This window comes from Sagittula sp. P11 (genome assembly GCF_002814095.1).
Classification (GTDB): domain Bacteria; phylum Pseudomonadota; class Alphaproteobacteria; order Rhodobacterales; family Rhodobacteraceae; genus Sagittula.
In genome coordinates, this window is the sequence record NZ_CP021913.1 from 3,452,027 (window position 1) to 3,473,756 (window position 21,730).

Annotated in this window: 19 protein-coding genes; 11 read left to right on the plus strand and 8 right to left on the minus strand. The window is 68.0% G+C overall.

Annotated features, from left to right (window positions below; translation table 11 throughout):
* Nucleotides 1–27: 27 nt before the first annotated feature.
* Nucleotides 28–423, minus strand: a complete 396-nt coding sequence (locus CDO87_RS16850) for a DUF6524 family protein (RefSeq protein ID WP_100929855.1) — start codon at nt 421–423, stop codon at nt 28–30.
* A 163-nt stretch (nt 424–586) separates the two neighbouring features.
* Between CDO87_RS16850 and CDO87_RS16855 the strand changes: the two genes are divergently transcribed.
* Both CDO87_RS16855 and CDO87_RS16860 read left to right on the plus strand, forming a co-directional pair.
* Nucleotides 587–1,882 carry an adenylosuccinate synthase gene (locus tag CDO87_RS16855; protein WP_100929856.1) on the plus strand — a complete coding sequence of 432 codons (1,296 nt, stop codon included), beginning with the start codon at nt 587–589 and terminating at the stop codon, nt 1,880–1,882.
* A gap of 4 nt (nt 1,883–1,886) precedes the next feature.
* Nucleotides 1,887–2,117: a DUF2842 domain-containing protein gene (locus CDO87_RS16860; protein ID WP_100929857.1), complete on the plus strand. Its 231-nt coding sequence runs from the start codon at nt 1,887–1,889 to the stop codon at nt 2,115–2,117.
* A gap of 151 nt (nt 2,118–2,268) precedes the next feature.
* Here the strand turns inward: CDO87_RS16860 and CDO87_RS16865 are convergent, their stop codons facing one another.
* Nucleotides 2,269–4,854 carry a hypothetical protein gene (locus CDO87_RS16865; RefSeq protein ID WP_100929858.1) on the minus strand — a complete coding sequence of 862 codons (2,586 nt, stop codon included), beginning with the start codon at nt 4,852–4,854 and terminating at the stop codon, nt 2,269–2,271.
* A gap of 138 nt (nt 4,855–4,992) precedes the next feature.
* On the opposite strand from CDO87_RS16865, the gene CDO87_RS16870 reads away from it, so the two are divergent.
* Nucleotides 4,993–5,676 carry a thiamine diphosphokinase gene (locus tag CDO87_RS16870; RefSeq protein WP_100929859.1) on the plus strand — a complete coding sequence of 228 codons (684 nt, stop codon included), beginning with the start codon at nt 4,993–4,995 and terminating at the stop codon, nt 5,674–5,676.
* On the opposite strand, the gene CDO87_RS16875 is transcribed toward CDO87_RS16870, so the two are convergent.
* The 5 genes from CDO87_RS16875 to CDO87_RS16895 form a co-directional block, all read right to left on the minus strand.
* Nucleotides 5,600–6,535, minus strand: a complete 936-nt coding sequence (locus tag CDO87_RS16875) for a DMT family transporter (RefSeq protein ID WP_100929860.1) — start codon at nt 6,533–6,535, stop codon at nt 5,600–5,602. The two genes, CDO87_RS16870 and CDO87_RS16875, sit on opposite strands and share 77 nt — an antisense overlap.
* 140 nt (nt 6,536–6,675) lie before the next feature.
* Entirely contained in the window at nt 6,676–7,596 is a 921-nt protein-coding gene (locus CDO87_RS16880) for a DMT family transporter (protein ID WP_100929861.1), read from the minus strand.
* 76 nt (nt 7,597–7,672) lie between these two features.
* On the minus strand, nt 7,673–8,608 hold the full coding sequence (locus CDO87_RS16885) for an AEC family transporter (protein ID WP_100929862.1): 936 nt from the start codon (nt 8,606–8,608) through the stop codon (nt 7,673–7,675).
* 236 nt (nt 8,609–8,844) lie between these two features.
* On the minus strand, nt 8,845–9,645 hold the full coding sequence (locus CDO87_RS16890) for an MBL fold metallo-hydrolase (protein ID WP_100929863.1): 801 nt from the start codon (nt 9,643–9,645) through the stop codon (nt 8,845–8,847).
* Nucleotides 9,642–10,463, minus strand: a complete 822-nt coding sequence (locus CDO87_RS16895) for a TatD family hydrolase (RefSeq protein ID WP_100929864.1) — start codon at nt 10,461–10,463, stop codon at nt 9,642–9,644. Before CDO87_RS16895 ends, CDO87_RS16890 begins: the two co-directional genes overlap by 4 nt.
* Before the next feature lie 723 nt (nt 10,464–11,186).
* Here CDO87_RS16895 and mraZ point away from each other — a divergent pair.
* The 8 genes from mraZ to murD all read left to right on the plus strand — a co-directional run bounded on the left by mraZ (nt 11,187) and on the right by murD (nt 20,402).
* On the plus strand, nt 11,187–11,693 hold the full coding sequence (mraZ, locus tag CDO87_RS16905) for a division/cell wall cluster transcriptional repressor MraZ (RefSeq protein ID WP_100929866.1): 507 nt from the start codon (nt 11,187–11,189) through the stop codon (nt 11,691–11,693).
* Nucleotides 11,694–12,689 (plus strand): 16S rRNA (cytosine(1402)-N(4))-methyltransferase RsmH, encoded by a 996-nt coding sequence (gene rsmH / locus CDO87_RS16910; protein ID WP_100929867.1) that lies wholly within the window; start codon nt 11,694–11,696, stop codon nt 12,687–12,689.
* Nucleotide 12,690: 1 nt separating this feature from the next.
* The gene (locus tag CDO87_RS16915) at nt 12,691–13,038 is read left to right on the plus strand and encodes a cell division protein FtsL (protein WP_100929868.1); all 348 of its coding nucleotides are present in this window, start codon (nt 12,691–12,693) and stop codon (nt 13,036–13,038) included.
* On the plus strand, nt 13,035–14,831 hold the full coding sequence (locus CDO87_RS16920) for a penicillin-binding protein 2 (RefSeq protein WP_100929869.1): 1,797 nt from the start codon (nt 13,035–13,037) through the stop codon (nt 14,829–14,831). The genes CDO87_RS16915 and CDO87_RS16920 overlap by 4 nt, the downstream gene beginning before the upstream one ends.
* Nucleotides 14,832–14,889: 58 nt before the next feature.
* A complete protein-coding gene (locus tag CDO87_RS16925; RefSeq protein WP_100929870.1) occupies nt 14,890–16,380 on the plus strand; it encodes a UDP-N-acetylmuramoyl-L-alanyl-D-glutamate--2,6-diaminopimelate ligase in 1,491 nt (496 codons plus the stop codon).
* On the plus strand, nt 16,377–17,813 hold the full coding sequence (gene murF / locus CDO87_RS16930) for a UDP-N-acetylmuramoyl-tripeptide--D-alanyl-D-alanine ligase (protein WP_198521901.1): 1,437 nt from the start codon (nt 16,377–16,379) through the stop codon (nt 17,811–17,813). The genes CDO87_RS16925 and murF overlap by 4 nt, the downstream gene beginning before the upstream one ends.
* An 11-nt stretch (nt 17,814–17,824) precedes the next feature.
* Nucleotides 17,825–18,907 (plus strand): phospho-N-acetylmuramoyl-pentapeptide-transferase, encoded by a 1,083-nt coding sequence (gene mraY, locus CDO87_RS16935; protein WP_100929872.1) that lies wholly within the window; start codon nt 17,825–17,827, stop codon nt 18,905–18,907.
* Between the two features lie 94 nt (nt 18,908–19,001).
* Nucleotides 19,002–20,402 carry a UDP-N-acetylmuramoyl-L-alanine--D-glutamate ligase gene (gene murD, locus CDO87_RS16940; RefSeq protein WP_100929873.1) on the plus strand — a complete coding sequence of 467 codons (1,401 nt, stop codon included), beginning with the start codon at nt 19,002–19,004 and terminating at the stop codon, nt 20,400–20,402.
* On the opposite strand, the gene CDO87_RS16945 is transcribed toward murD, so the two are convergent.
* A complete protein-coding gene (locus CDO87_RS16945; RefSeq protein WP_100929874.1) occupies nt 20,399–21,583 on the minus strand; it encodes an NAD(P)/FAD-dependent oxidoreductase in 1,185 nt (394 codons plus the stop codon). The genes murD and CDO87_RS16945 overlap by 4 nt on opposite strands.
* Nucleotides 21,584–21,730 lie beyond the last annotated feature (147 nt).

Here is a 21,730-nt window from a genome sequence, read left to right on the forward strand (position 1 = left end):
GGCCTCTGGCCGAAAGCGCCCGCCCGCCTATTCCTCCACGTCGTCGGTATCGACCTGGCCGGAGAGCGCGCGGCGGATGATCGACCAGCTGAGGCCGATGCCCAGCACCACCGAAAGCGCGAGAAGCGCGATCCATGTGGCGAAGCCCGGGTCCGACAGGTCGATCAGCCCGACATCCCACAGGACCCAGAGCGCCGCGCCGACGATCGCCAGCACGAGGATCATCCCGAAGGCGCCGATGGAGCGCAGGGTCGCGCGCAGGTAGATGACGTAGCCGACGAACAGCAGGAGCCCCAGCAGCACGGTGAGCGGTAGCTGGGCTTCGTAGTTGGCGAGCGCCCAGCGGGTGTAGTTCCATGCCGTCGGGTTGTAGGTGGCGGCCAGCAGCAGGAAGGCAAAGAGCCAGCGGGCGAAGAAGGACATGGGCGTCTCCGTCTGGTTTTGGCCTAGGTGGCCCTTGCCACGGCGGCTGTCCAGTCCCGTGGCATGCGGAAGCGGGCGGGATGCCGCACATTTTGCGGTTTCGCGCCCCGGGCACCGACGTTATACGTGCGCGGGTTTGAGAACACCGGAGGGACTCGGGGATATGGCAAACGTGGTTGTCGTGGGCGCCCAGTGGGGCGACGAGGGCAAGGGCAAGATCGTGGACTGGCTGTCCGAGCGCGCCGACGTGATCTGCCGTTTCCAGGGGGGCCACAACGCGGGCCACACGCTGGTGATCGACGGCAAGGTCTACAAGCTGAACGCGCTGCCGTCCGGCGTCGTGCGCGGCGGCAAGTTGTCGGTGATCGGCAACGGCGTGGTGCTGGACCCCTGGCACCTGGTCAGGGAGATCGCGACGATCCGCGAGCAGGGCGTCGAGATCACGCCCGAGACGCTGATGATCGCCGAGAACACGCCGCTGATCCTGCCGATCCACGGCGAACTGGACCGGGCGCGGGAAGAGGCGGCCTCCAAGGGCACGAAGATCGGCACCACCGGGCGCGGCATCGGCCCAGCCTACGAGGACAAGGTCGGCCGCCGCTCGGTGCGTGTCGCGGATCTGGCAGACGAGGCGACGCTGGTCGCGCGCGTCGACCGGGCGCTGCAGCACCACGATCCGCTGCGCAAGGGCCTGGGCATCGAGCCGGTGGACCGCGAGGGCCTGATCGCCGCGCTGAAGGAGATCGCGGCGGAGATCCTGCCCTATGCGGCCCCGGTGTGGAAGGTTCTGAACGAAAAGCGTCGTTCCGGGTCGCGTATCCTGTTCGAAGGGGCGCAGGGCGCCCTGCTGGACATCGACTTCGGCACCTATCCGTTTGTCACCTCGTCCAACGTGATCGCCGGGCAGGCGGCCACCGGGACGGGCATCGGCCCGGGCGCCATCGACTACGTGCTGGGCATCGTGAAGGCCTACACCACGCGCGTCGGTGAGGGCCCGTTCCCCACGGAGCTGCACGATGCGGACGGTCAGCGGCTGGGCGAGCGCGGCCACGAGTTCGGCACGGTGACGGGCCGCAAGCGGCGCTGCGGCTGGTTCGACGCGGCACTGGTGCGCCAGACCTGCGCGACGAGCGGCGTCAACGGCATCTCGCTGACCAAGCTGGACGTGCTGGACGGCTTCGAGACGCTGAAGATCTGCGTGGGCTACGACCTCGACGGCAAGCGGCTGGATTACCTGCCCTTCGCCTCGGAAGAGCAGGCGCGCTGCGTGCCGGTCTACGAAGAGATGGAAGGCTGGTCGGAATCGACCGAGGGCGCGCGGTCTTGGGCGGACCTGCCGGGCGCCGCGGTCAAGTACGTGCGCCGGGTGGAGGAGCTGATCGGCTGCCCGGTGGCGCTGCTCTCGACCTCGCCGGAGCGGGAGGACACGATCCTCGTGACCGACCCGTTCGCGGACTGAGCGCATGGCCCTGTCCTACAAAGCGCGGCGGCGGTGGTCGCTGGTGATCCTGGTGATCGGCATGCCGCTTTACATCGTGGCGGCGGTGACGCTGGTGAACTGGCTGGACCGTCCGGCGATCTGGTTGGAGTTCCTGGTCTACGTAGTGCTGGGCGTGCTCTGGGCGGTGCCCTTCCGCTTCGTCTTTCGCGGCGTGGGGCAGGCCGACCCGGACGCGCCGCGCGACGAGGAGTGACGCCGGGCGGGCGCTGTTTGCCTGACGGCAAAGGCGCCCCGCCCACCATCCCGTGATGGTCCGCTTCGGTCCTTGCCGGTCTGGAAAATGAAAACGCCCCGTCCGGGATGACCGGCGGGGCGTCTTTGTGTCTGGATGCCGTGGCGGCGGATCAGCCCGCGGCGCGGTCGGGCTTGAAACTGATCCGTTCGGAGGCGGTGAAGCGGCCCCCGGCGGTCTTCTTGATCTTCCCCTCGCGCAGGAGCTGACCGAAGCTGCGCAGCCGGTCCTCGCGGCTGGATTCGCTGGCCTCGGCCAAGCGCACGGTCGACATGAGCTGCGGGCGCGAGAACTGGTCGCGGCCTTCGACGTAGGCCATGTAGGCCGCCGCCGCCTCGAGAAGCTCCGGCAGGTCGCTGGCGCCGACCTTCTCGGCGTAGGCGACGAAACCGTCGGCGGAGGCGGCATCCTCCGGCGTTTCCTGCGGCTGGAGGTCGGCCGCGCGGCGGACGCGGCGCGGGCGGACCGGCACCGTGCGGGGCAGGCCTGTAGGCGCGCCCGTGCTGCCGCCGATGCGGTCCTCGACCCGCTGTTCGGCCACCAGCTTGAGCGGCGCGGGGCGGGTGACAGGCGTCACCTCGGCGGGGCGTTCGGTGCGGGTGGCGGTGGCCTGCGGGCGGCGCGGACGGACCACGTTGGCCAGATCCTCGCGGTAGGGTTCCTGTTCCTCGGCGGCGTCGGCACGGCGGCCGAGCAGGCGGTCGGCCTTGGTCGCGGCGACGGCGGCGCGCAGGTGGGCGATCGCGGTGCGGCGGCGGCTGCCCTCGGGTTCGTCCATCTCCGTGTCGGTCTGGTCCATCAGGCGCAGGGTATCGACGTCCTTGACCTCGCGCTCCGTCAGGAGGGCGCGGGCCGGGCTCGCCATCTTCACCGTCTTGCGGGCCGAGTCGCGGATCAGGGCGGAGAGGGAATCGTCGCCCGCGGCGTCGTCTTCGGCGTCGGGCGTGGAGACGGGATTGTCGAGGCGCAGCGGCGCGGTTGCGCGCGGCTCATCGTCTTCGTCGTCGTCCTCGTAATCGTCCATCCCGTCGTCGGAGAGGTAGGTGTCGTCGTCCTCGTCAAAGGCGTTGTCGCCGGATGTGACGGCGGCGGCGTAGGGGGCGTCCCAGCTGTCGTCCTCGTCCTCGGGCAGCGCCGTGGCGGCGGTTGCCAGCGCGGCGCTGTGGGTCTCGTCGTCCTCTTCGTCCCAGTCGTCGAATTCGCCGGTGAGTTCGGCCTTCACCGCTGCGAGTTCGCGGGCGAGTTCTTCCTCTTCCTCGGGCGAGAGGGTGCTGAGGTCGGACATCGGGACTGCCGGCGGTGCGGCTGCGGTGTCCTCGTCGTCTTCGTCCTCGACCTCTTCGATGTGGCCGGCCTCGACCGCGCGCAGGAAATCGGCGCGCTTGACCTTCACCACGCGGGCGCGGGGCTGCGGCGCCGGTTCGTCCTGCGGTTCGTCGGCCATGTCCTCGGCAAAGACGTTGTCGACATCGGCGGAGGCGTAGGGGGTGTCGGTGTCGTCCGTGTCGTCGTAGGCCGCGTCTTCGTCGGTGACGGCCTCATCCTCGTCGTCCTCGTCATAGGCGTGGAGACCGGCGAGGGCGGCGGCGATGGAGGGATCGGCGGCGAGCGTGTCGTCGTCGTCCTCGTCTTCGGCGGATTCGCCCAGCAGGCTGGCGATGCTGTCGGCAAAGACGCTGTCGTCCATCGGTTCGGAGACCGGCGCGGCGGACATGTCGTCGGCCAGGGACTTGTCGGAGAAGACGGCGGTGCCGCGGGAGTCGCTTTCCAGTTCACCCAGAAGGGCCGAGAGGGCGTCGTCGTCGACGTCCTCGATGTCGTCGTCGTAGGTCTCTTCCCCGGCAACCTCCGGTTCGGACAGGTCGTCCGCCAGGTCATCGGTCGCGTCGAAGGCGGCTGCCTCCTCCGGATCTGTGCTGTCGTCCTCTGCCGCGTCCTCCTCGGCCATGACGTGCGTGTCTTCCACCGCGTCGGCGGTGTCCGGCACCTCATCGGCGTCGAGGTGGGGCTCCAGCTCGACTTCGGAGACGAAGGCGGGCTCGTCCTCGAAACCTGTGATGGGTTCTGGCGCGTCATCGGCCTTTTCGGCTTCGGCGTCCTGCGCGGCGGCTGCGGCGCGGGCATCTTCGGCGGCGGCGGTGCTGGCCACCACGGCGCGGATGCGGTCGAGCTTGGCCGCCACGCTTTCAGAGGGGGAGGTCCGCGGAGCAGGCGCGGAGACCTCCGGGGCGGGCGAGGCCGCCGTGTGGTCCATGATCCCGGATGCAGCGCCGGTCATGTCCGTTTGTTCGAGGTCGACGGTGCGTTCGGTCAGAACGGCGGTCGCCTCGATCGTGTCGTCGTCGGGCAGAAGACCGGCGCTGTCGCGGTCGTCGTCCAAGGCCTCGGCCTGATGTGTCGCGGCGCGGGCAGGGCCGGCGGCGAGGGCGGCAGCCAGCGCACCGGAAGAGGCGGCCGCCGCGGACCCGAGGGTGAGCGTGCCTTCCTGTCCCTCGGCGGCGAGCCGGGCGCGCATCATCTCTGTCGCGAGTTCCGGATCGAACTGTGGAGGTTCGGCCCCGAAGAAGCGGTCGGCGTTGACGACACCGCGAAAGAAGTGTGTCGTGTCCTTCACCACGGCGAGCGGATCCTCGAAACCTTCGGCCGTACAGGAGAAGGTGCCGTAAGAAACCGTAAGGATTTTGCTCGAACTCACCATGTGCTGCTCACTTTCATTCGGTATGCAACAGTGCGTTTACCACGATCACCCGGGCCAAAGCTGACCGAATCTGCGCCGTTAAGAGTATCATTTCGTGACCAGATTGTGATCTGTTTCCCAGAAGGCCATTAAGCGTACATGAAGACTAAAATTGTTGAAAGTTCCGGGCCAGTCGTGCTGGTGGGCGGTGGAGAGTGCCATGATGACGCTCTGGCGGTTGCACTTTCCGGCAACAATCCGGTCGTGGCCGCGGACGGTGGTGCCGAACGCGTGCTGCGTCTGGGCCATATGCCGGAGGCGGTCTTCGGCGACATGGACTCCCTTTCAGGCGACATCCAGACCCAGCTTGCACCGGGTGTGCTGCGTCCGATCACGGAACAGGACAGCACCGATTTCGACAAGTGCCTGCGCCATATCGAGGCGCCGCTGGTGCTGGGCTACGGGTTTCTGGGCGCGCGGCTGGACCATCAGCTTGCGGCGATCAACGTGCTGGTGCGGCGGCCGGACCGGCGGTGCGTGCTGGTCGGGCCGGAGGACGTGGTCTGCCTGTGCCCGCCGGACCTGACGCTGGACCTCGGGCCGGGGGAGCGCGTGTCGCTGTTCCCGATGGCAGAAGCGGGCGGGCTGTCCGAGGGGCTGCGCTGGCCGCTGGAGGGGCTGCACTTTCGCCCCGGCGGGGCCGTGGGCACCTCGAACGAGGCGGTGGGTCCGGTGCGCCTGACCTTCGCCACCCCGTCGATGCTGCTTATCCTGTCGGTGGCGCACCTGAATGCACTGGTTTCGGGGCTGGAGCGCGCGCCGCGGTGGCCCGCTCGCGCATGACGACGTAAAGGCCCGATGCGATGGTGATGGCGACGCCCAGCGTGGCCAGCGGCCCGAGCAGGTCACCCCAGATCAGGTAGCCGACAAAGGCGGCAAAGGGAATCTCGAGGTATTGCATCGGAGCGAGCGTGCTGGCCGGGGCGTACTTGAGCGCCCAGGACATGGTCAGGTGCGCGGTGCTGCCGACCAGCCCCATGAGCGCGATCAGCCCCCAGAGCTGCGGTGTCGGATCGATCCAGCTGGTCTGCGTCATGCTTTCGGGGGTGAGCGCCATGAGCGGGATCAGGATGGCCAGCGCGATGGGCGCCGCCGCCGCCTGCTGCGCGATCGGGTCGAGGCGGCTGCCGAGCTGGCGGCTGAGCAGCATGTAGATCGAGAAGACGAGCGCCACGCCCAGCGGGATCAGCGCGGGCGCGCCCACGTCGGCGAAGGCGGGCTGCAGGACGAGGAGGGTGCCGCCGAAGCCCGCGACGCAGGCGGCCAGCCGGTGCGGGCCGACGGTTTCCCCCAGGAACAGGTGACCCAGCAGCAGGGCGATGAAGGGCATCACGTAGGCGATGGCGATGGCGTCGGCGAGCGGCAGGTACAGGAGAGAGGTCACCACCAGCGCGATCCCGGCGATGTGCATCAGCGTGCGCAGGAAGAGGAGGCCGAAGGTCGCCGCGCTCATCCGCCATGACCGGCGCAGAGCGATCGACAGGGGGACCAGCACGATGGCCTGCGCGGCGAAGCGCAGGGTGGTGATCTGGCCGACCGACAAGTGCGGGCCGAGAAGCTTGGCAAGCGCGTCGCCGAAGGGGGCGAGCAGGCAGAAGGCGAGCATCAGACCGATGCCGAGAAGGGGGCGATCACTGGACATGCGGCGACCCTAAGTGCGGCCGCGCGGGAGGTCCAGACGGATGCTCGCCGGGATGCCGGGTGGGCCGGGTTTCACCCGGACGCTCGCGCTTTGCGCATCGCCCCACCCGCCATCCCGCGGGGCGCCCGGAGGCGGCGGGCCTACGGCGGCGGGGGGGCGGCGCGTTCGGGGATCTCCGACAGGCGGCTTTCGCGCGCGATGTTGTAAAGCCCGGAGGCGATGATGATCGCGATCCCGAGGAAGGTGAGCGGGGTCGGGAAGTCTCCGAATATCAGGAAGCCGACGATGGTGGCGCCGACGATCTCGAAATACTGCAGCGAGGCGACGGTCCCCGCCGGGATCAGCCGCAGCGCAAAGGTCAGGAAGACGTGGGAGATCGTGGCGACGGTGCCGACCGCGATGAGGGTCATCCAGGCGTAGGGGCTGGGCCAGACCGGGTCGAAATACGTGAGGCCCGTGCCGTCGAGCAGCAGCATGGGCGGGATGGTCATCAGGCTGGCCGCGAGCGCGGTGTGGGCCTGCAGCACCAGCGGGTGCGCACGCTGCGACATGGCCCGGGTCAGCAGCATGTAGATCGCGAACATCAGCGCGGTGGCGAGCGGCAAGAGCGCCACGACGCCCAGGTCGGCAAAGCTGGGCCGGATGACCAGCAGCGCGCCGCCGAAGCCCACGAGGCTGGCCAGGCTGCGGCGCCAGCCGATCGGCTCTTTCAGGAAGAGCGCGCCCAGCAGCGTCACGATGAAGGGAGAGACGAAGAAGATCGCGATGGCGTCGGCCACCGGCATGTAGCGCAGCGCGGTGAAGAAGCAGTAGGTCGCCAGCGTCAGCGTGGCGGCGCGGGCGAGGTGGAAGACGACTTCCCGGCCGGTGGTGCGGGAGGGCAGCGAAAGCGCCATCACCAGCGGGTAGAGCAGCAGCACCTGAATGCCGAAGCGGAAGGCGAGGATCTGGGTGACGGGGACCTCGACCGGGGTGGCCTTGGCCGAGGCATCCATGACCGGCGCGAAGGCGCAGAAGACCAGCATGAAGAAGATGCCGAGCGTGGTGTTCCTGCGGGCCATGGTCGTCCTGTCTTTCGTATTTTGGGGGCGCATTGCCCGGCTGGGCCATGCGCATTGCTCACGTGTTGTGACTGTTTCAGGGCAGAAGTGCCAGCCAGACGGCGGCGGTCAGCACCGAAAGCAGGGTGGCGAAGAGCACGCCCGAGGCCGCGACCCGGCGGGCGCGGCCGTACATGTTGGCGAAGACGTAGGTGTTGATGCCCGGCGCCATGGCCGCGGTCAGCACCGCAGAGCGGAAGGCGCCGGTGGAGATGCCGGTCAGCGTGCCCATCGTCCAGGTGATCGCCGGGTGCAGCACCAGCGAGACGGCGCAGATCATCGCGATCACCCGGAAGTCGCCCTGCGGCCTGTAGCGGAACATCACCCCGCCCATGCCGAAGAGCGCGGCGGGCAGCGCCGAGCGGATCATCATGTCGAGCGCATCGGTGATGACCGCGGGGAGTTGCAGGCTGGCGAGATTGGCGAAGAGCCCGAGCACGATGCCGATGACCAGCGCGTTGCGGAACATCGCGCGCACCACCATCGCGGGCAGTTTCGAGTTCGGTGTGCCGGCGCTGCGGGCGCGCACGATCTCCATCGCGGTGATGCCGATGCCGTAGCAGATCGGCGAGTGCAGCGCGATGATGAGGTAGTTGGCGGCCAGCGCATCGGTGCCGAAGGCGCGCTCGGTGATCGGCAGGCCCAGCATGACGGAGTTGGCGAAGAGGCAGCAGAAGCCGATGGCCACGCAGTCTTCCCAGTCGCGGCGGAAGATGAAGCGTGCGGCGAGCAGGCCCACGGTGAAGCAGGTCACCGAGCCGGTGTAGAAGGAGACGAGGATGAGGGGGTCGATCTCGGGCCCGAGGTCCAGCGTCCAGAGCGCGCGGAACAGCAGGCAGGGGATGGCGTATTGCTGGGTGTACTTCATCAGCCCGTCGACGGCGGTGTCGCCGAACCCGCCCTTCCACGCGGCGAGATAGCCCGCGGCGATGACGAGGAAGACAGGCAGGATGACGCTGAGAAGGGCGAACATGGTCAGGAAAGTCCGGAAATCATGCGGCAACGCCCGGGCGTCGGCAAGAGGATGCGATGTGTGGGGTGCGGGGTTGCGCCGCGCTTGGCGCGTCGCGGTGGCGCGCCGGTTTGGCCGGATACCGGAGTTGCGGGCCTCGTGCCGCCGGTGGGGCCGGGTGCCTCCGGCGGAGGTATTTGGGGCCAAGATGAAGGGTATCGGGCTGCGCCGGGAACGGGGTGCGCGTCTGGCGACAGTCAGACGGCATAGCTGATGGTCATGCCGTCGTGCGCCGGTGTGATGTGCGCGGGCGTCTCGTCGGCCACGGTGTCGTGGTCGAGGTCGATGTGCATGTTGGTCAGGACGGCGCGCTTCGGCGCGGCCCGCGCGATCCATTCGAGCGCGAGGTCGAGATGGGCGTGCGTGGGATGCGGCGTGCGGCGCAGGGCGTCGAGGATCCAGCAGTCGAGGTTCTCGAGATGCGGCCAGGCGTCCTCGGGGATGCGGATCACGTCCGGCAGGTAGGCGAGGTCGCCGATGCGGAACCCCAGCGCGTCGATGCTGCCGTGGTTGACCTTGAAGGGGGTCAGGGTGATGGCGCCGCCCGCGCCCTCGATGGTGAAGGCGCCGTCGATGGTGTGCAGATTGAGGATCGGCGGGTAGGGCGAGCCTTCGGGCTGGACGAAGGCGTAACCGAAGCGCGCGATCAGGTCGTTCTGGGTGTCGCCGTCGGCCCAGACGTCGAGGCGCTTGCGGGTGTTGAAGACGATCTGGCGCAGGTCGTCGAGCCCGTGGGTATGGTCGGCGTGCGCGTGGGTCCATGCCACGGCGTCGAGGTGGCCCACGCGGGCGTCGAGAAGCTGTTCGCGCATGTCGGGGCTGGTGTCGATCAGCACGCAGGTGGTGCCGTCGGGCGTGGTCCGTTCCACCAGCAGCGAACAGCGGCGGCGGCGGTTGCGCGGGTTGGCCGGGTCGCAGTCGCCCCAGTGCCCGCCGAGGCGCGGCACGCCGCCCGACGATCCGCAGCCGAGGATGGTGAAGCGCAGCGTCGCGCTCATGCACGCGCCTCCCGGGCCGGTTCGCGCTGCCACGCCGCGGCCTTGGCGAAGAGGCGGTCGAAGTTGGCCTCTGTCCGGGCCGCGAACTCCTCGTAGGAGAGGCCGAAGACCTCGGCGCCCTTTTCGGCGGTGTGCACGACGTAGCCCGGTTCGTTGCGCTTGCCGCGGTAGGGCGGCGGCGCGAGGTAGGGGCTGTCGGTTTCCACGAGGATGCGGTCGAGCGGGGCCGCGGCGAAGATGTCGCGCAGCTCCTGGCTTTTGGGGAAGGCGGCGATCCCGGACATCGAGAGGTAGAAGTCGAGGTCGAGTGCGGCCTTTGCCAGCTCGGCGGAGGACGAGAAGCAGTGCATCACGCAGGTATAAGGAGCGGCGCGGTAGCCTTCGGTCAGGATGCGGGCCATGTCGTCGTCGGCGGCGCGCGCGTGGATGATCAGCGGCAGGCCGGTTTCCTGCGCCGCTTCGATATGGGTGCGCAGGCTCCGTTTCTGGATCTCGGCGCTTTCGGCCGTGTAATGGTAGTCGAGGCCGGTTTCGCCGATGCCCACGAACTTCGGGTGCTTCGCCATGTCCACCAGCATCCCGGTGGTGACGGGCGGGTGGTCGGCGGCGTTCATGGGATGGACGCCCGCCGCGTAGAACACGGCGTCGTTGTCCTCGGCGATGGCGCGGACCGCGGGTTCGTTCGCGAGCTTCGTGCAGATCGTGACCATCCGGTGCACGCCGGCGTCCAGCGCGCGGGCGATGACGTCGGGCCGGCTGTCCGCGAAGTCCGGGAAATCGAGGTGGCAATGGCTGTCGGTGATGCGGGGCGTCGTCATGGGGCCTCCTTTGCGCCCGGTATCTAGGAGCGTGCCGGGAGGGTCAAGACGAGCGTCCCGCGGGATGGCGTGGGACAGCATGGGCGGTTTCGCATGGGAATGGATGGGAGAGGGGTGGCTCCGCCGAATCCGTCACGGGCGACTCGGCTGAAATTGGCCGAGTCGCGGTGATTCACGGCGAGGTGAGATGATTCCCTGTGGATAAGAGCGTATATCTCGCCCTGAATTGTGGTAAATATGACCCACATCCCATGCGTCCTGCCAGTCCGGTGGGAAATCATGGGAAAAAATTTGGGGCGCCAGATCTGCCTACATCTAGTTGGATGTTCCGCGCATCCATACCAGATCGGGCAAGAATGTGGCCAAAATCGGCACTAAATCTTGTTCGGCAGAGGTCCCGCGCACCAGATGAAGGGCGCGGTTGCCGCGAATTCCTGTTGCCACCCATGAATTCCCATGGCAAACCTAACTCACACGAAGAGAGACGGGCAAACGAGGCGCAAACGACCTCACACCGAACTCCAAAAACAACAATAGCAGGTTTCATACAGGCGCCCGCTTTCTTCGTGAACAAAGAGATCCGGCGCGCGGGCGAGCAGACATCCCCCCAGGTGGCGCGCGCAGTCGGAGACACCCGCGATGCGGGTCAGCGGCGGGTTGATCAGTGGCAGCAGATCAACCCGCCGCATTTACGTTTAAGGGGGGCTTGGAGGGCCGAGGGCAGTGGGCCGCAGGCTGAGGTTCAGAGGCGAGAGTCGACACAAGGTCGATACGAAGGGGCGGGTCTCGATACCGGCCTCGTTTCGCCGTGTCCTCGAGCAGGGCGACCCCGAATGGACCGAGGGCCTGAACCCGAACTTCGTCATCGTCTACGGCGACCACCGCCGCAAGTACCTGGAATGTTACACCATTCAGGAGATGGAGGCGGTCGAGGACAAGATCTCGGCGATGACGCGCGGTTCGCGGGACCGCAAGCTCTTGGAGCGGCTCTATTCCACCCAGTCCATGACCACCAGTGTCGACGAGACCGGACGCATCGTGCTGCCCGCCAAGCTGCGTGCCAAGATCGGCATCAGCGACGAGGCCTACTTTGCCTCCAACGTCGATACCTTCCAGATCTGGGAGCCCGCCACCTACGAGGCGGAGGAACTGGCGCAGACCGAGAACTACCTCGACGAGCTGCCGGACGATTTCGACCCGGCGCAATTGCTGGACGGGGCGGGGCTGTAAATGGCGGCCGCGGAGCGCATCCAGGGGGAGGCACCGCACGTTCCCGTCCTGCTGGCATCGCTGCTGCGAGAGGTCGCGCCGGTCAGCGGTGTCTGGATCGACGGGACCTTTGGCGCGGGCGGTTATGCGCGCGGTCTGGTGGAGGCCGGGGCGGAACGTGTCATCGGCATCGATCGCGATCCGCTGGCACATGAGATGGCCGCAGGGTGGCTGGGCGACTGGCCGGCCATCTCCCTTGTTCGGGAAAATTTCTGCAATATGGACAAGGTGGCCGAGAGCGTCGATGGTGTCGTGCTGGATCTTGGCGTGTCCTCAATGCAGCTCGACCTGGCCGAGCGTGGCTTCTCCTTCATGCGGGACGGGCCGCTCGACATGCGGATGGGGCAGGCGGGGCCGACCGCGGCCGATCTTGTAAACGACTTGCCCGAGAGTGAGCTGGCGGACGTTCTTTATGTATACGGTGAAGAGCGGCAGTCGCGCCGGATTGCACGCCGGATCGTGGAGCATCGCCCGTTCTCGACGACGCTGGAGCTGGCCGGGCTGATCGAACGCACGATCGGACGCACCAAGCCGGGGCAGGCCCATGCGGCCACCCGCAGCTTTCAGGCGCTGAGGATCGCGGTGAACGCCGAGTACGAGGCGCTGTGGCAGGGGCTGATGGCGGCGGAGCGGGTTCTGAAGCCCGGCGGCATGCTGGCGGTCGTCACCTTCCATTCGGTCGAGGACCGCATGGTGAAGCGCTTCCTGCAACTGCACGGCGAGAAGAAGCGCCACGTCAACCGTTATGCCACCGAGACGCCCGAGGCCGAGGCGCCGTTCGAGATCGTCACCCGCAAGGCCGTCGGGCCGGACGCGGACGAATTGACGGCGAACCCGCGTGCCCGCTCGGCCAAGCTCAGGGTGGCGCGCCGCACCGACCTGCCCGCCGAGGCTGTCGAGGCGGACGAGATTGCCATGCCCATGCTCAAGGGCGCGACTTCCAAGGGGAAAAACTGAAATGCGGACGCTGTTGTTCATCCTTTCGGCGCTGGCGGTGATCGGCTCGGGCTACTGGGCCTACCGCGAGAACTACCAGACGCAGGACGAACTGGACCATGTCGCGGGACTGCGCCGCGAGATCGGCGCCGCGCGCGAACGGCTGTCGATCCTGCGGGCGGAGTGGGCCTATCTCAACCGCCCCGACCGTCTGCGCGACCTTGCCGAAATGAACTTCGACAAGCTGCAGCTTCTGGCCCTGCGCCCCGACCAGTTCGGGCTGATCGTGCAGGTGGCCTATCCGCTGCCGCCGGAGCTGACCCTGGACGGGGTCGAGGAAGTCACCACGAGGGGAGCGACCAACCCATGACACGCGTGCCGCTGCGCCCGTTGGCGCGCATTCTCGAAGCCCGCCGCAAGGGCGAGAACCCCGACGCCATCGAGAAGGAAAACCGCCGCATCCGCCACGAGGCGATGCGCGACAGGATGCGCCTGCGGGCCGAGGGCCGCCTTCTGGTGCTGGCGATGATGTTCTTCTGCGCCTACGCCGTGATCGGGGCGCGCATGGGCATGTTGTCGGCGTCGGAGCCGGAAGAGCCGCGGGCCCAGGCGTCGGGGGCGTCGATCATCGCGAGCCGCGCCGACATCGTGGACCGTCACGGCCGCATCCTCGCGACGAACATGTCGACGCATTCGCTGTACGCCCATCCCAACCAGATGATCGACCCGGAGCGGGCGGCGCTGCGGCTGGCCGAGATCTTCCCCGATCTCGACGGCGAGAAAATGGCCAAGCGGTTCATGGACCCCAAGCGCAAGTTCCTGTGGGTGAAGAAGAAACTGAGCCCGGAGCAGATGCAGGCGGTGCATGATATCGGCGAGCCCGGTCTTCTGTTCGGCCCGCGCGAGATGCGGCTTTACCCCAATGGCGCGTTGGCCTCGCACGTTCTGGGCGGCGCCTCCTTCGGGGCCGAAGGCGTGCATTCCGCCGAGGTGATCGGCACGGCGGGGATCGAGAAGTTCTTTGACAAGGAGCTGCGCGACCCGGGCCGCGAGGGCGTGCCGCTGACGCTGTCCATCGACCTGACTGTGCAGGCGGCGGCCGAGGAAGTGCTGGACGCCGGCATGAAGCTGATGAACGCCAGGGGCGCGGCATCGGTGCTGATGGACGTGCACACCGGCGAGGTTCTGTCGATCGTGTCGCTGCCGGACTTCGATCCGAACGACCGTCCGCGCCCGCCGACCCAGGGGCGCCCGTCCGACTCGCCGCTGTTCAACCGCGCGGTGCAGGGGGTGTACGAGCTGGGCTCCACCTTCAAGATCTTCGCGGCGGCGCAGGCCATGCAGCTTGGGCTCGTCACCGCGCAGTCGGTGATCGACACCGCGCCTCCCTTCAAGGTCGGCGGCCACCGGATCGGCGAGTTCGACAACCACAACTACGGGAAGCTGACGGTCGAGAAGATCATCGTGAAGTCGTCGAACCGCGGCACGGGCAAGCTGGCACTGGCCATCGGCCCGACCCGCCAGCAGGAGTTCCTGAAGGCCATGGGCTTGTTCGATGCCACGCCGCTGGAGATCGTAGAGGCCTCCGGGGGCAAGCCGCTCTGGCCGTCGCGCTGGACCGACCTGTCGGCGGTGACGATTTCCTACGGTCACGGGATTTCCACGACGCCGCTGCACCTTGCGGCCGGATATGCGGCCATCGCCAACGGCGGGCACATCGTGAAGCCGACGCTGCTGAAGCAGTCCGGCCCGCGCTACCAGGACGTGATCCTGAGGAAGGACGTGGCGCAGGACGCGCTGCACATGCTGCGGCAGGTCGTGGCAAGCGAGGACGGCACGGCCTCCTTCGCGGAGGTGCCCGGATACCACGTCGGCGGCAAGACCGGCTCGGCGGAGAAGCCCAAGGAAAACGGTGGCGGCTACTACAAGGACAAGAACATCAACACCTTCGCGTCGATCTTTCCGGCCAACGATCCGAAGTACGTGCTGGTCGTGACGCTGGACGAGCCGGTGGAGACCTCCGGGTCGAAGCCGCGCCGCACCGCGGGCTGGACGGCAGTGCCGGTCGCGGCCGAGATGATCGGCAGGATTGCGCCGCTGTTGGGCTTGCGTCCGGACTACGAAACGGGGCAATTGGACGTCAGCATGAGTGCCTCGGACTAGGGAGCTGGCAACCGCCGGGGCAGGGATAATGTGCCAGCGAAAAGCCGGGAAATCTGAGATGTCGTCTGACGGGACAGTGGTGAAAAGCCTTCGGGACCTTGGCCTGACGGCCCGGGGCGGGCGTGACGTGAAGGTCACCGGCCTCGCGGTCGACAGCCGCGATGTGCGGGAGGGCTACCTGTTCGCTGCCCTGCCGGGCACGCGCGTCCACGGGGCCGAATTCATCCAGTACGCGCTGCGGATGGGCGCGGGGGCGGTGCTGACCGATGCGGCCGGGGCGAAGATCGCCGCGGATGTGCTGGGTGGGGCCGACGCGGCGCTGATCGTGGCCGAAGATCCGCGGCAGGCGCTGGCCTATACATCCGCCCTGTGGTTCGGCGCGCAGCCGGAGACCATGGTGGCGGTTACCGGAACAAACGGAAAGACTTCGGTGGCGACCTTCACGCGGCAGATCTGGCAGGAGCTGGGTCTGCGCGCGGTCAATGTCGGCACCACGGGCGTCGAGGGAGACTGGAGCGCACCGCTGAAGCACACCACGCCGGAGCCGATCACCCTGCATCGGATGCTGGCCGGCGCGGCAGAGGCGGGCGTGACCCACGCCGCGATGGAGGCCTCGTCCCACGGTCTGTCGCAGCGGCGGCTCGACGGGGTGCAACTCATGGCGGCGGGGTTCACGAACTTCACGCAGGATCACCTCGACTATCACACGAGCTTCGAGGACTACTTTGCCGCGAAGGCGGGGCTTTTCGCCCGCGTCCTGCCGGAGGATGGAGTGGCCGTCATCAACATCGACGACCCGCGCGGCGTCGACATGGTGGCGATTGCCCGGGCGCGCGGGCAGGAGGTTCTTACCGTCGGTCGCGAAGCCGCGGACATCTGCCTCGAGGCGCAGCGCTTTGACGCCACGGGGCAGGAGATCCGGCTGAGCTTTGAAGGCGAGGTTCGGCAGGAGCGGCTTGGCCTGATCGGCGGCTTCCAGGCGGAGAACGTGCTCTTGGCAGCGGGTCTGGTCATCGCCTGCGGCGGCGACCCGGACGACGTGTTCGACGTGCTGCCGCTGCTGGGGACGGTGCGCGGACGGATGCAACTGGCGGCGATGCGCGACAACGGCGCGGCGGTCTTTGTCGATTACGCCCACACGCCCGATGCGGTGGCGACGGCGATCCAGGCGCTGCGCCCGCACGTCATGGGTCGCCTCGTGGCCATCGTCGGCGCGGGCGGCGACCGCGACACGGGCAAGCGGCCCCTGATGGGGCAGGCCGCGGCCGAGTTCGCCGACAGCGTGATCGTGACCGACGACAACCCGCGCTCCGAAGACCCGGCATCGATCCGCGCCATGGTCATGGAGGGCGCGCCGGAGGCGCTGGAAGTGGGCGACCGGGCAGAGGCGATCCTGCGCGGCGTCGATGCCTTGGGACCGGGCGACGCGCTGCTGATCTGCGGCAAGGGGCACGAGACCGGCCAGATCGTAGGCGACACGGTCTATCCCTTCGACGACGCGGAACAGGCCAGCGTTGCGGTGTCGGCGCTGGACGGAAAGGGGCTCTGATGCTCTGGACGGCGGCAGAGGCGGCGGCGGCCACCGGCGGACGCGTGGCATCCGACTGGCAGGTTTCGGGCGTGTCCATCGACACGCGCACCATCGAACCGGGCGATCTGTTCGTGGCGCTGAAGGCGGCGCGGGACGGGCACGACTTCGTCGCGCAGGCGCTGGAGAAGGGCGCGGCGGCGGCACTGGTCAGCCGGATTCCCGAGGGTGTGGACAACCCCGAAAAGCTGTTGCTGGTCGATGACGTGCAGACCGGACTTGAAGCTTTGGGCAAAGCTGCGCGCGCGCGGTTCGCGGGCCGCGTCGTGGCGGTGACCGGATCGGTCGGCAAGACCTCCACCAAGGAGATGCTGCGCACGGTCCTGTCGGCGCAGGGCACGGTGCATGCCGCCGAGAAGTCCTACAACAACCACTGGGGCGTTCCGCTGACGCTGGCGCGGATGCCGAAGGACGCCGATTTCGCGGTGATCGAGATCGGCATGAACCATCCCGGGGAAATCGCGCCGCTGGCCCGCATGGCCCGGCCGCATGTGGCCATGGTCACCATCGTCGCGCCCGCGCATCTTGCCGCCTTCGAGAACCTCGAAGGGATCGCACGGGAAAAGGCGTCGATCTTCGAGGGGCTGGAGCCGCGCGGGATCGCGATCTACAACGGCGACCTCGCGGTGAGCCCGATCCTGCGCGACAAGGCGGCAGAGACGGCGCGGCGGTCGATCTCCTTCGGCGAGGCGGCGGGCAACCACCACCGGCTGACCTCGGTGCAGGTGATGGACGCCTGCACGGTGGCGACGGGCCGGGCGTGGCGCGTGCCGCTGCTGTTCAAGGTCATGGTGCCGGGGCGGCATTTCGCGATGAACGCGATGGGCGCCATCGCGGTGATCTCGGCCCTTGGGTTGGACCGGGCGCTGGCGATCAATGCTCTGGCCCTTTGGAACGCAGGCGCCGGCCGCGGGCTGCGCGAACGCATCCGGCTGGACCGCGTTGACGACAGGCTGACGCTGGAACTGATCGACGACGCCTACAATTCGAACCCCGCGAGCCTCGGTGCCGCGCTGGAGGTGCTGGCCGCGGCCGAGACGCATGACCACGTGGGCCGCCGCGACAAGGGCCGCCGGATCGCCTACCTGGGCGACATGAAGGAACTGGGGGCACAGGAAATCGCCCTGCACGAGGCGCTGGCCAACAGCCCGTGGATCGAGAAGATCGACCTCGTGCATTGTGTGGGTCCGCTGATGCGCGCGCTGTGGCTGAAGCTGCCGCGCGAGAAGCGCGGACACTGGACCGAGACGAGCGACAAGATGGCCGAACGCGTGGCCCGCGACCTCGACGCGGGTGACGTGGTGTTAGCCAAGGGATCGCTTTCGATGGGGCTGGGACGCGTGGTTGACGCCATCCGGAAAATGCGCCAAGCCCCCGCAGACATGGACGGTTGAGAGGACCAAGCATGCTTTACTGGCTGGCCGAACTCAGTGACGGCGGCGATCTGTTCAACCTGTTTCGCTACATCACATTCCGGGCCGGTGGGGCCTTTCTGACCGCGCTGGTCTTCGGCTTCCTCTTCGGGCTTCCGCTGATCAACGTGCTGCGCAAGCGGCAGGGCAAGGGGCAACCGATCCGTACCGACGGGCCGGAGGGCCACTTCGTCAAGGCGGGCACGCCGACGATGGGCGGGCTGCTGATCATCGGCGCGCTGGTGACCTCGACGCTCCTTTGGGCACGGCTCGACAACCCGTTCGTGTGGATCGTGCTGTTCGTCACCATGGCCTTTGCGGCCATCGGCTTTGCCGACGACTACGCCAAGGTGTCGAAGCAGAACTCGGCCGGTGTGCCGGGCAGGGTGCGTCTGCTCCTCGGCTTCATCATCGCCGGGATCGCCGGGTTCTGGGCCGCGGCCTATCACCCTACCGAACTGAGCTATCAGCTGGCCCTGCCGATCTTCAAGGACACGCTGATCAACATGTCCTTCCTGTTCATCCCCTTCGCGATGTTCGTGATCGTGGGCGCGGCCAACGCCGTGAACCTGACGGACGGGCTGGACGGGCTCGCGATCATGCCGGTGATGATCGCGACCTCGACGCTGGGGATCATCGCCTATGCGGTTGGCCGGGTCGACTTTACCGAGTACCTCGACGTGCACTACGTGCCCGGCACCGGCGAGATCCTGATCTTTGCCGCGGGGGTGGTCGGCGGGGGCCTCGGTTTCCTGTGGTACAACGCGCCGCCGGCGGCGGTCTTCATGGGCGACACCGGGTCGCTCGCCCTGGGCGGGGCGCTGGGGGCGATTGCCGTGGCGACCAAGCACGAGATCGTGCTGGGCATCGTCGGCGGGCTGTTCGTGGTGGAGGCGCTGAGCGTCATCATCCAGGTGCTCTACTTCAAGCGGACGGGCAAGCGGGTGTTCCTGATGGCGCCGATCCATCACCACTACGAAAAGAAGGGCTGGGCGGAGCCGACCATCGTGATCCGCTTCTGGATCATCTCGCTGATCCTCGCCATCATCGGCCTCGCGACGCTGAAAGTGCGTTGACGCAAAGGGGCGCGCGTGCCGCGCGCGCAGGCTGTCTCGTCATCGGCCTGCGGCCTCTTCCTCGGGCCGCCCGTGGCCTCTCTGGGAGCGTAAGATGATACCTGTTCAAGGGTTTGAAGGTGCGACCGTCGCGGTTCTCGGGCTGGGACGGTCCGGTCTGGCCGCGGCGCGGGCGCTGCGTGAGGGCGGTGCGCAGGTGGTGGTCTGGGACGACACCCCCCGGGCGCGCGAGGCAGCGGAAACGGAAGGCTTCGCCGTGCGCGAGCTGACCCGGGAGGGCGCCTTCGACGACGTGGCCTGCCTTGTCACCTCGCCCGGTATCCCGCACCTCTATCCCGCGCCCAACCCGGCGACGGCCGCGGCGCTGAAGGCGGGTGTGCCGGTCGACAACGACATAGGTCTTTTCTTCCGCTCCATCGGCGCGGATTTCGACAGCTTCGAACGTCCGCCGCGCGTGGTGGCCGTGACCGGGTCGAACGGCAAGTCGACGACCTCGGCGCTGATCCACCACATCCTGACGGCCAGCGGCCGCAGCAGCCAGTTGGCTGGCAACATCGGGCGCGGCGTGCTGGACATCGATCCGCCGGAGGATGGCGGCGTCGTGGTGCTGGAGCTGTCGTCCTACCAGACGGAGCTGGCGCGGGCGCTGACCCCGGACGTGGCGGTCTTTACCAACCTCTCGCCCGATCACCTCGACCGGCACGCCGGTCTTGGCGGCTATTTCGCGGCCAAGCGGCGGCTCTTTGCGGAGGGCGGACCGGACCGCTGCGTGATCGGCGTGGACGAGATCGAGGGGCAGTTCCTGGCGGGGCAATTGGCCGAGGGGCGCGCCGACGACAGGGTGATCCGGGTGGCGACGCAGAAGCTGACGGGGCCGGGCTGGATGGTCTTTGCCCGCAAGGGGTTCCTGGCGGAATGGCGCAAGGGGCGGCAGATCGCATCCGTCGACCTGCGCGACGTGTCCGGGCTGCCCGGCGCACACAACCACCAGAACGCCTGCGCCGCCTGGGCGGCCTGCCGATCGCTGGGCCTCGGCCCGCGCGAGATCGAGGCGGGGCTGCGGTCCTTTGCCGGTCTGCCGCACCGGTCGCAGCGCATCGCCGAGGCGGGCGGGGTGGTCTTCGTCAACGATTCCAAGGCGACGAACGTGGATTCCGCGCTGAAGGCACTGCTGGCCTTCGACCGCATCCGCTGGGTCTGCGGCGGGCTGATGAAGGAAGGCGGGCTTGCGGCGCTGGCGCCGGGGCTGGGCCACGTGGCGAAGGCCTACGTGATCGGACGTGAACCGGAGGGATTTGCCCTGCAACTGGGCGGCGTCGAAGCGGAGCTCTGCGGCACGATGGAGCAGGCCGTGGCGCGCGCGTCAGAGGATGCGCAGCCCGGAGAGGTTGTGCTGCTGGCGCCCGCTGCGGCGAGCTTCGACCAGTACGACAACTTCGAAAAGCGCGGCGAGGATTTTGTGGCGCAGGTCCAGAAGGTTCTGGGGAAAGCCTAACGTCCGCCGGCAGCGATGGCCTGTCCTGCCGCTACGGCGGAGGACCACGCCCACTGGAAGTTGTAGCCGCCGAGCCAGCCGGTGACGTCGACCGCCTCGCCGATTGCGTACAGACCCGGAAGGTGCTTGGACATCAGCGTTTTGCTGTCCAGCCCTTCTGTGGATATGCCGCCCAGCGTGACCTCTGCCGTGCGGTAGCCTTCGGTGCCGGTGGGTTTCAGCTGCCAGTTGTGCAGGCGGTCGGCCAGGGCGTCGATGCGCTTGTCCGAGAGATCGGCCAGGTTGATGGCGGGCTGTTCCTCCAGCGGCAGGAAACCCACGAGTTTAGAGGGCAGTAGCGCAGACAGTTCAGTCGAGAGCGCCCGGCGGCCTGCCTCCTGACGCTTTGCCTTGAGCACGGCGGGCAGGTCCGTGCCGGGCAGGAGGTCCACGCTCAGCGCCTCGCCCTCGCGCCAGTAGCTGCTGATCTGGAGGATGGACGGGCCGGAGAGTCCGCGGTGGGTGAAAAGCAGCGCCTCGTCGAAGGAGGTGCCCCCGGCGGACACCCGAGCGGGGACGGAGACACCCGCCAGCGGCGCAAACGGCTGGCCGTCGAAGGTGAAAGGGACAAGGCCGGGGCGAGTCTCCACCATCTGGTGGCCGAATTGCCGGGCGATGTCGTAGGCGAGGCCCGTGGCGCCCATCTTGGGGATGGACTTGCCCCCCGTCGCCAGCACGAGGACGGGCGAGATCACCTCGACCCTCTGGCCTTCCCTCTCCAGCGTCACGCGGAAGCGGCCGTCGGCGTGGGTCACGTCCAGCACCTGCGTCTGCAGCCAGAGCCGGGCGCCCGCCCTCTCCATCTCGGCCCGCAGCATCGCCACGATCTGGGTCGCCTTCTCGTCGCAGAAGAGCTGGCCCAGCGTCTTTTCGTGCCATGCGATCCCGTGGCGCGAGACCAGCTCGACAAAGTCCCACTGGGTGTAGCGCGCCAGTGCCGATTTGCAGAAATGCGGGTTCTGCGACAGGAACTTGTGCGGCTCGATCTCGAGGTTGGTGAAGTTGCAGCGCCCGCCGCCGGAAATGCGGATCTTTTCGCCCGGGGCCTTCGCGTGATCCACCACGATCACCTCCGGCCCGGCGTGGGCGGCGGCCATCATGCCCGCTGCCCCGGCACCGAGGACCAGCGCCCTGCATTCCATCCGTCCGCCAGCCATTCCCTACGCCGCTCCCGGTTTCTCTCTGCCCAGATACCCCCGGAACCGCGCCGGGGCAAAGTCGCGTGACGGGGAACTGCGCGCCTGTGCGGCGCCCCTGACACGAAGCGCCGCCATACCGGGATTTTTCTG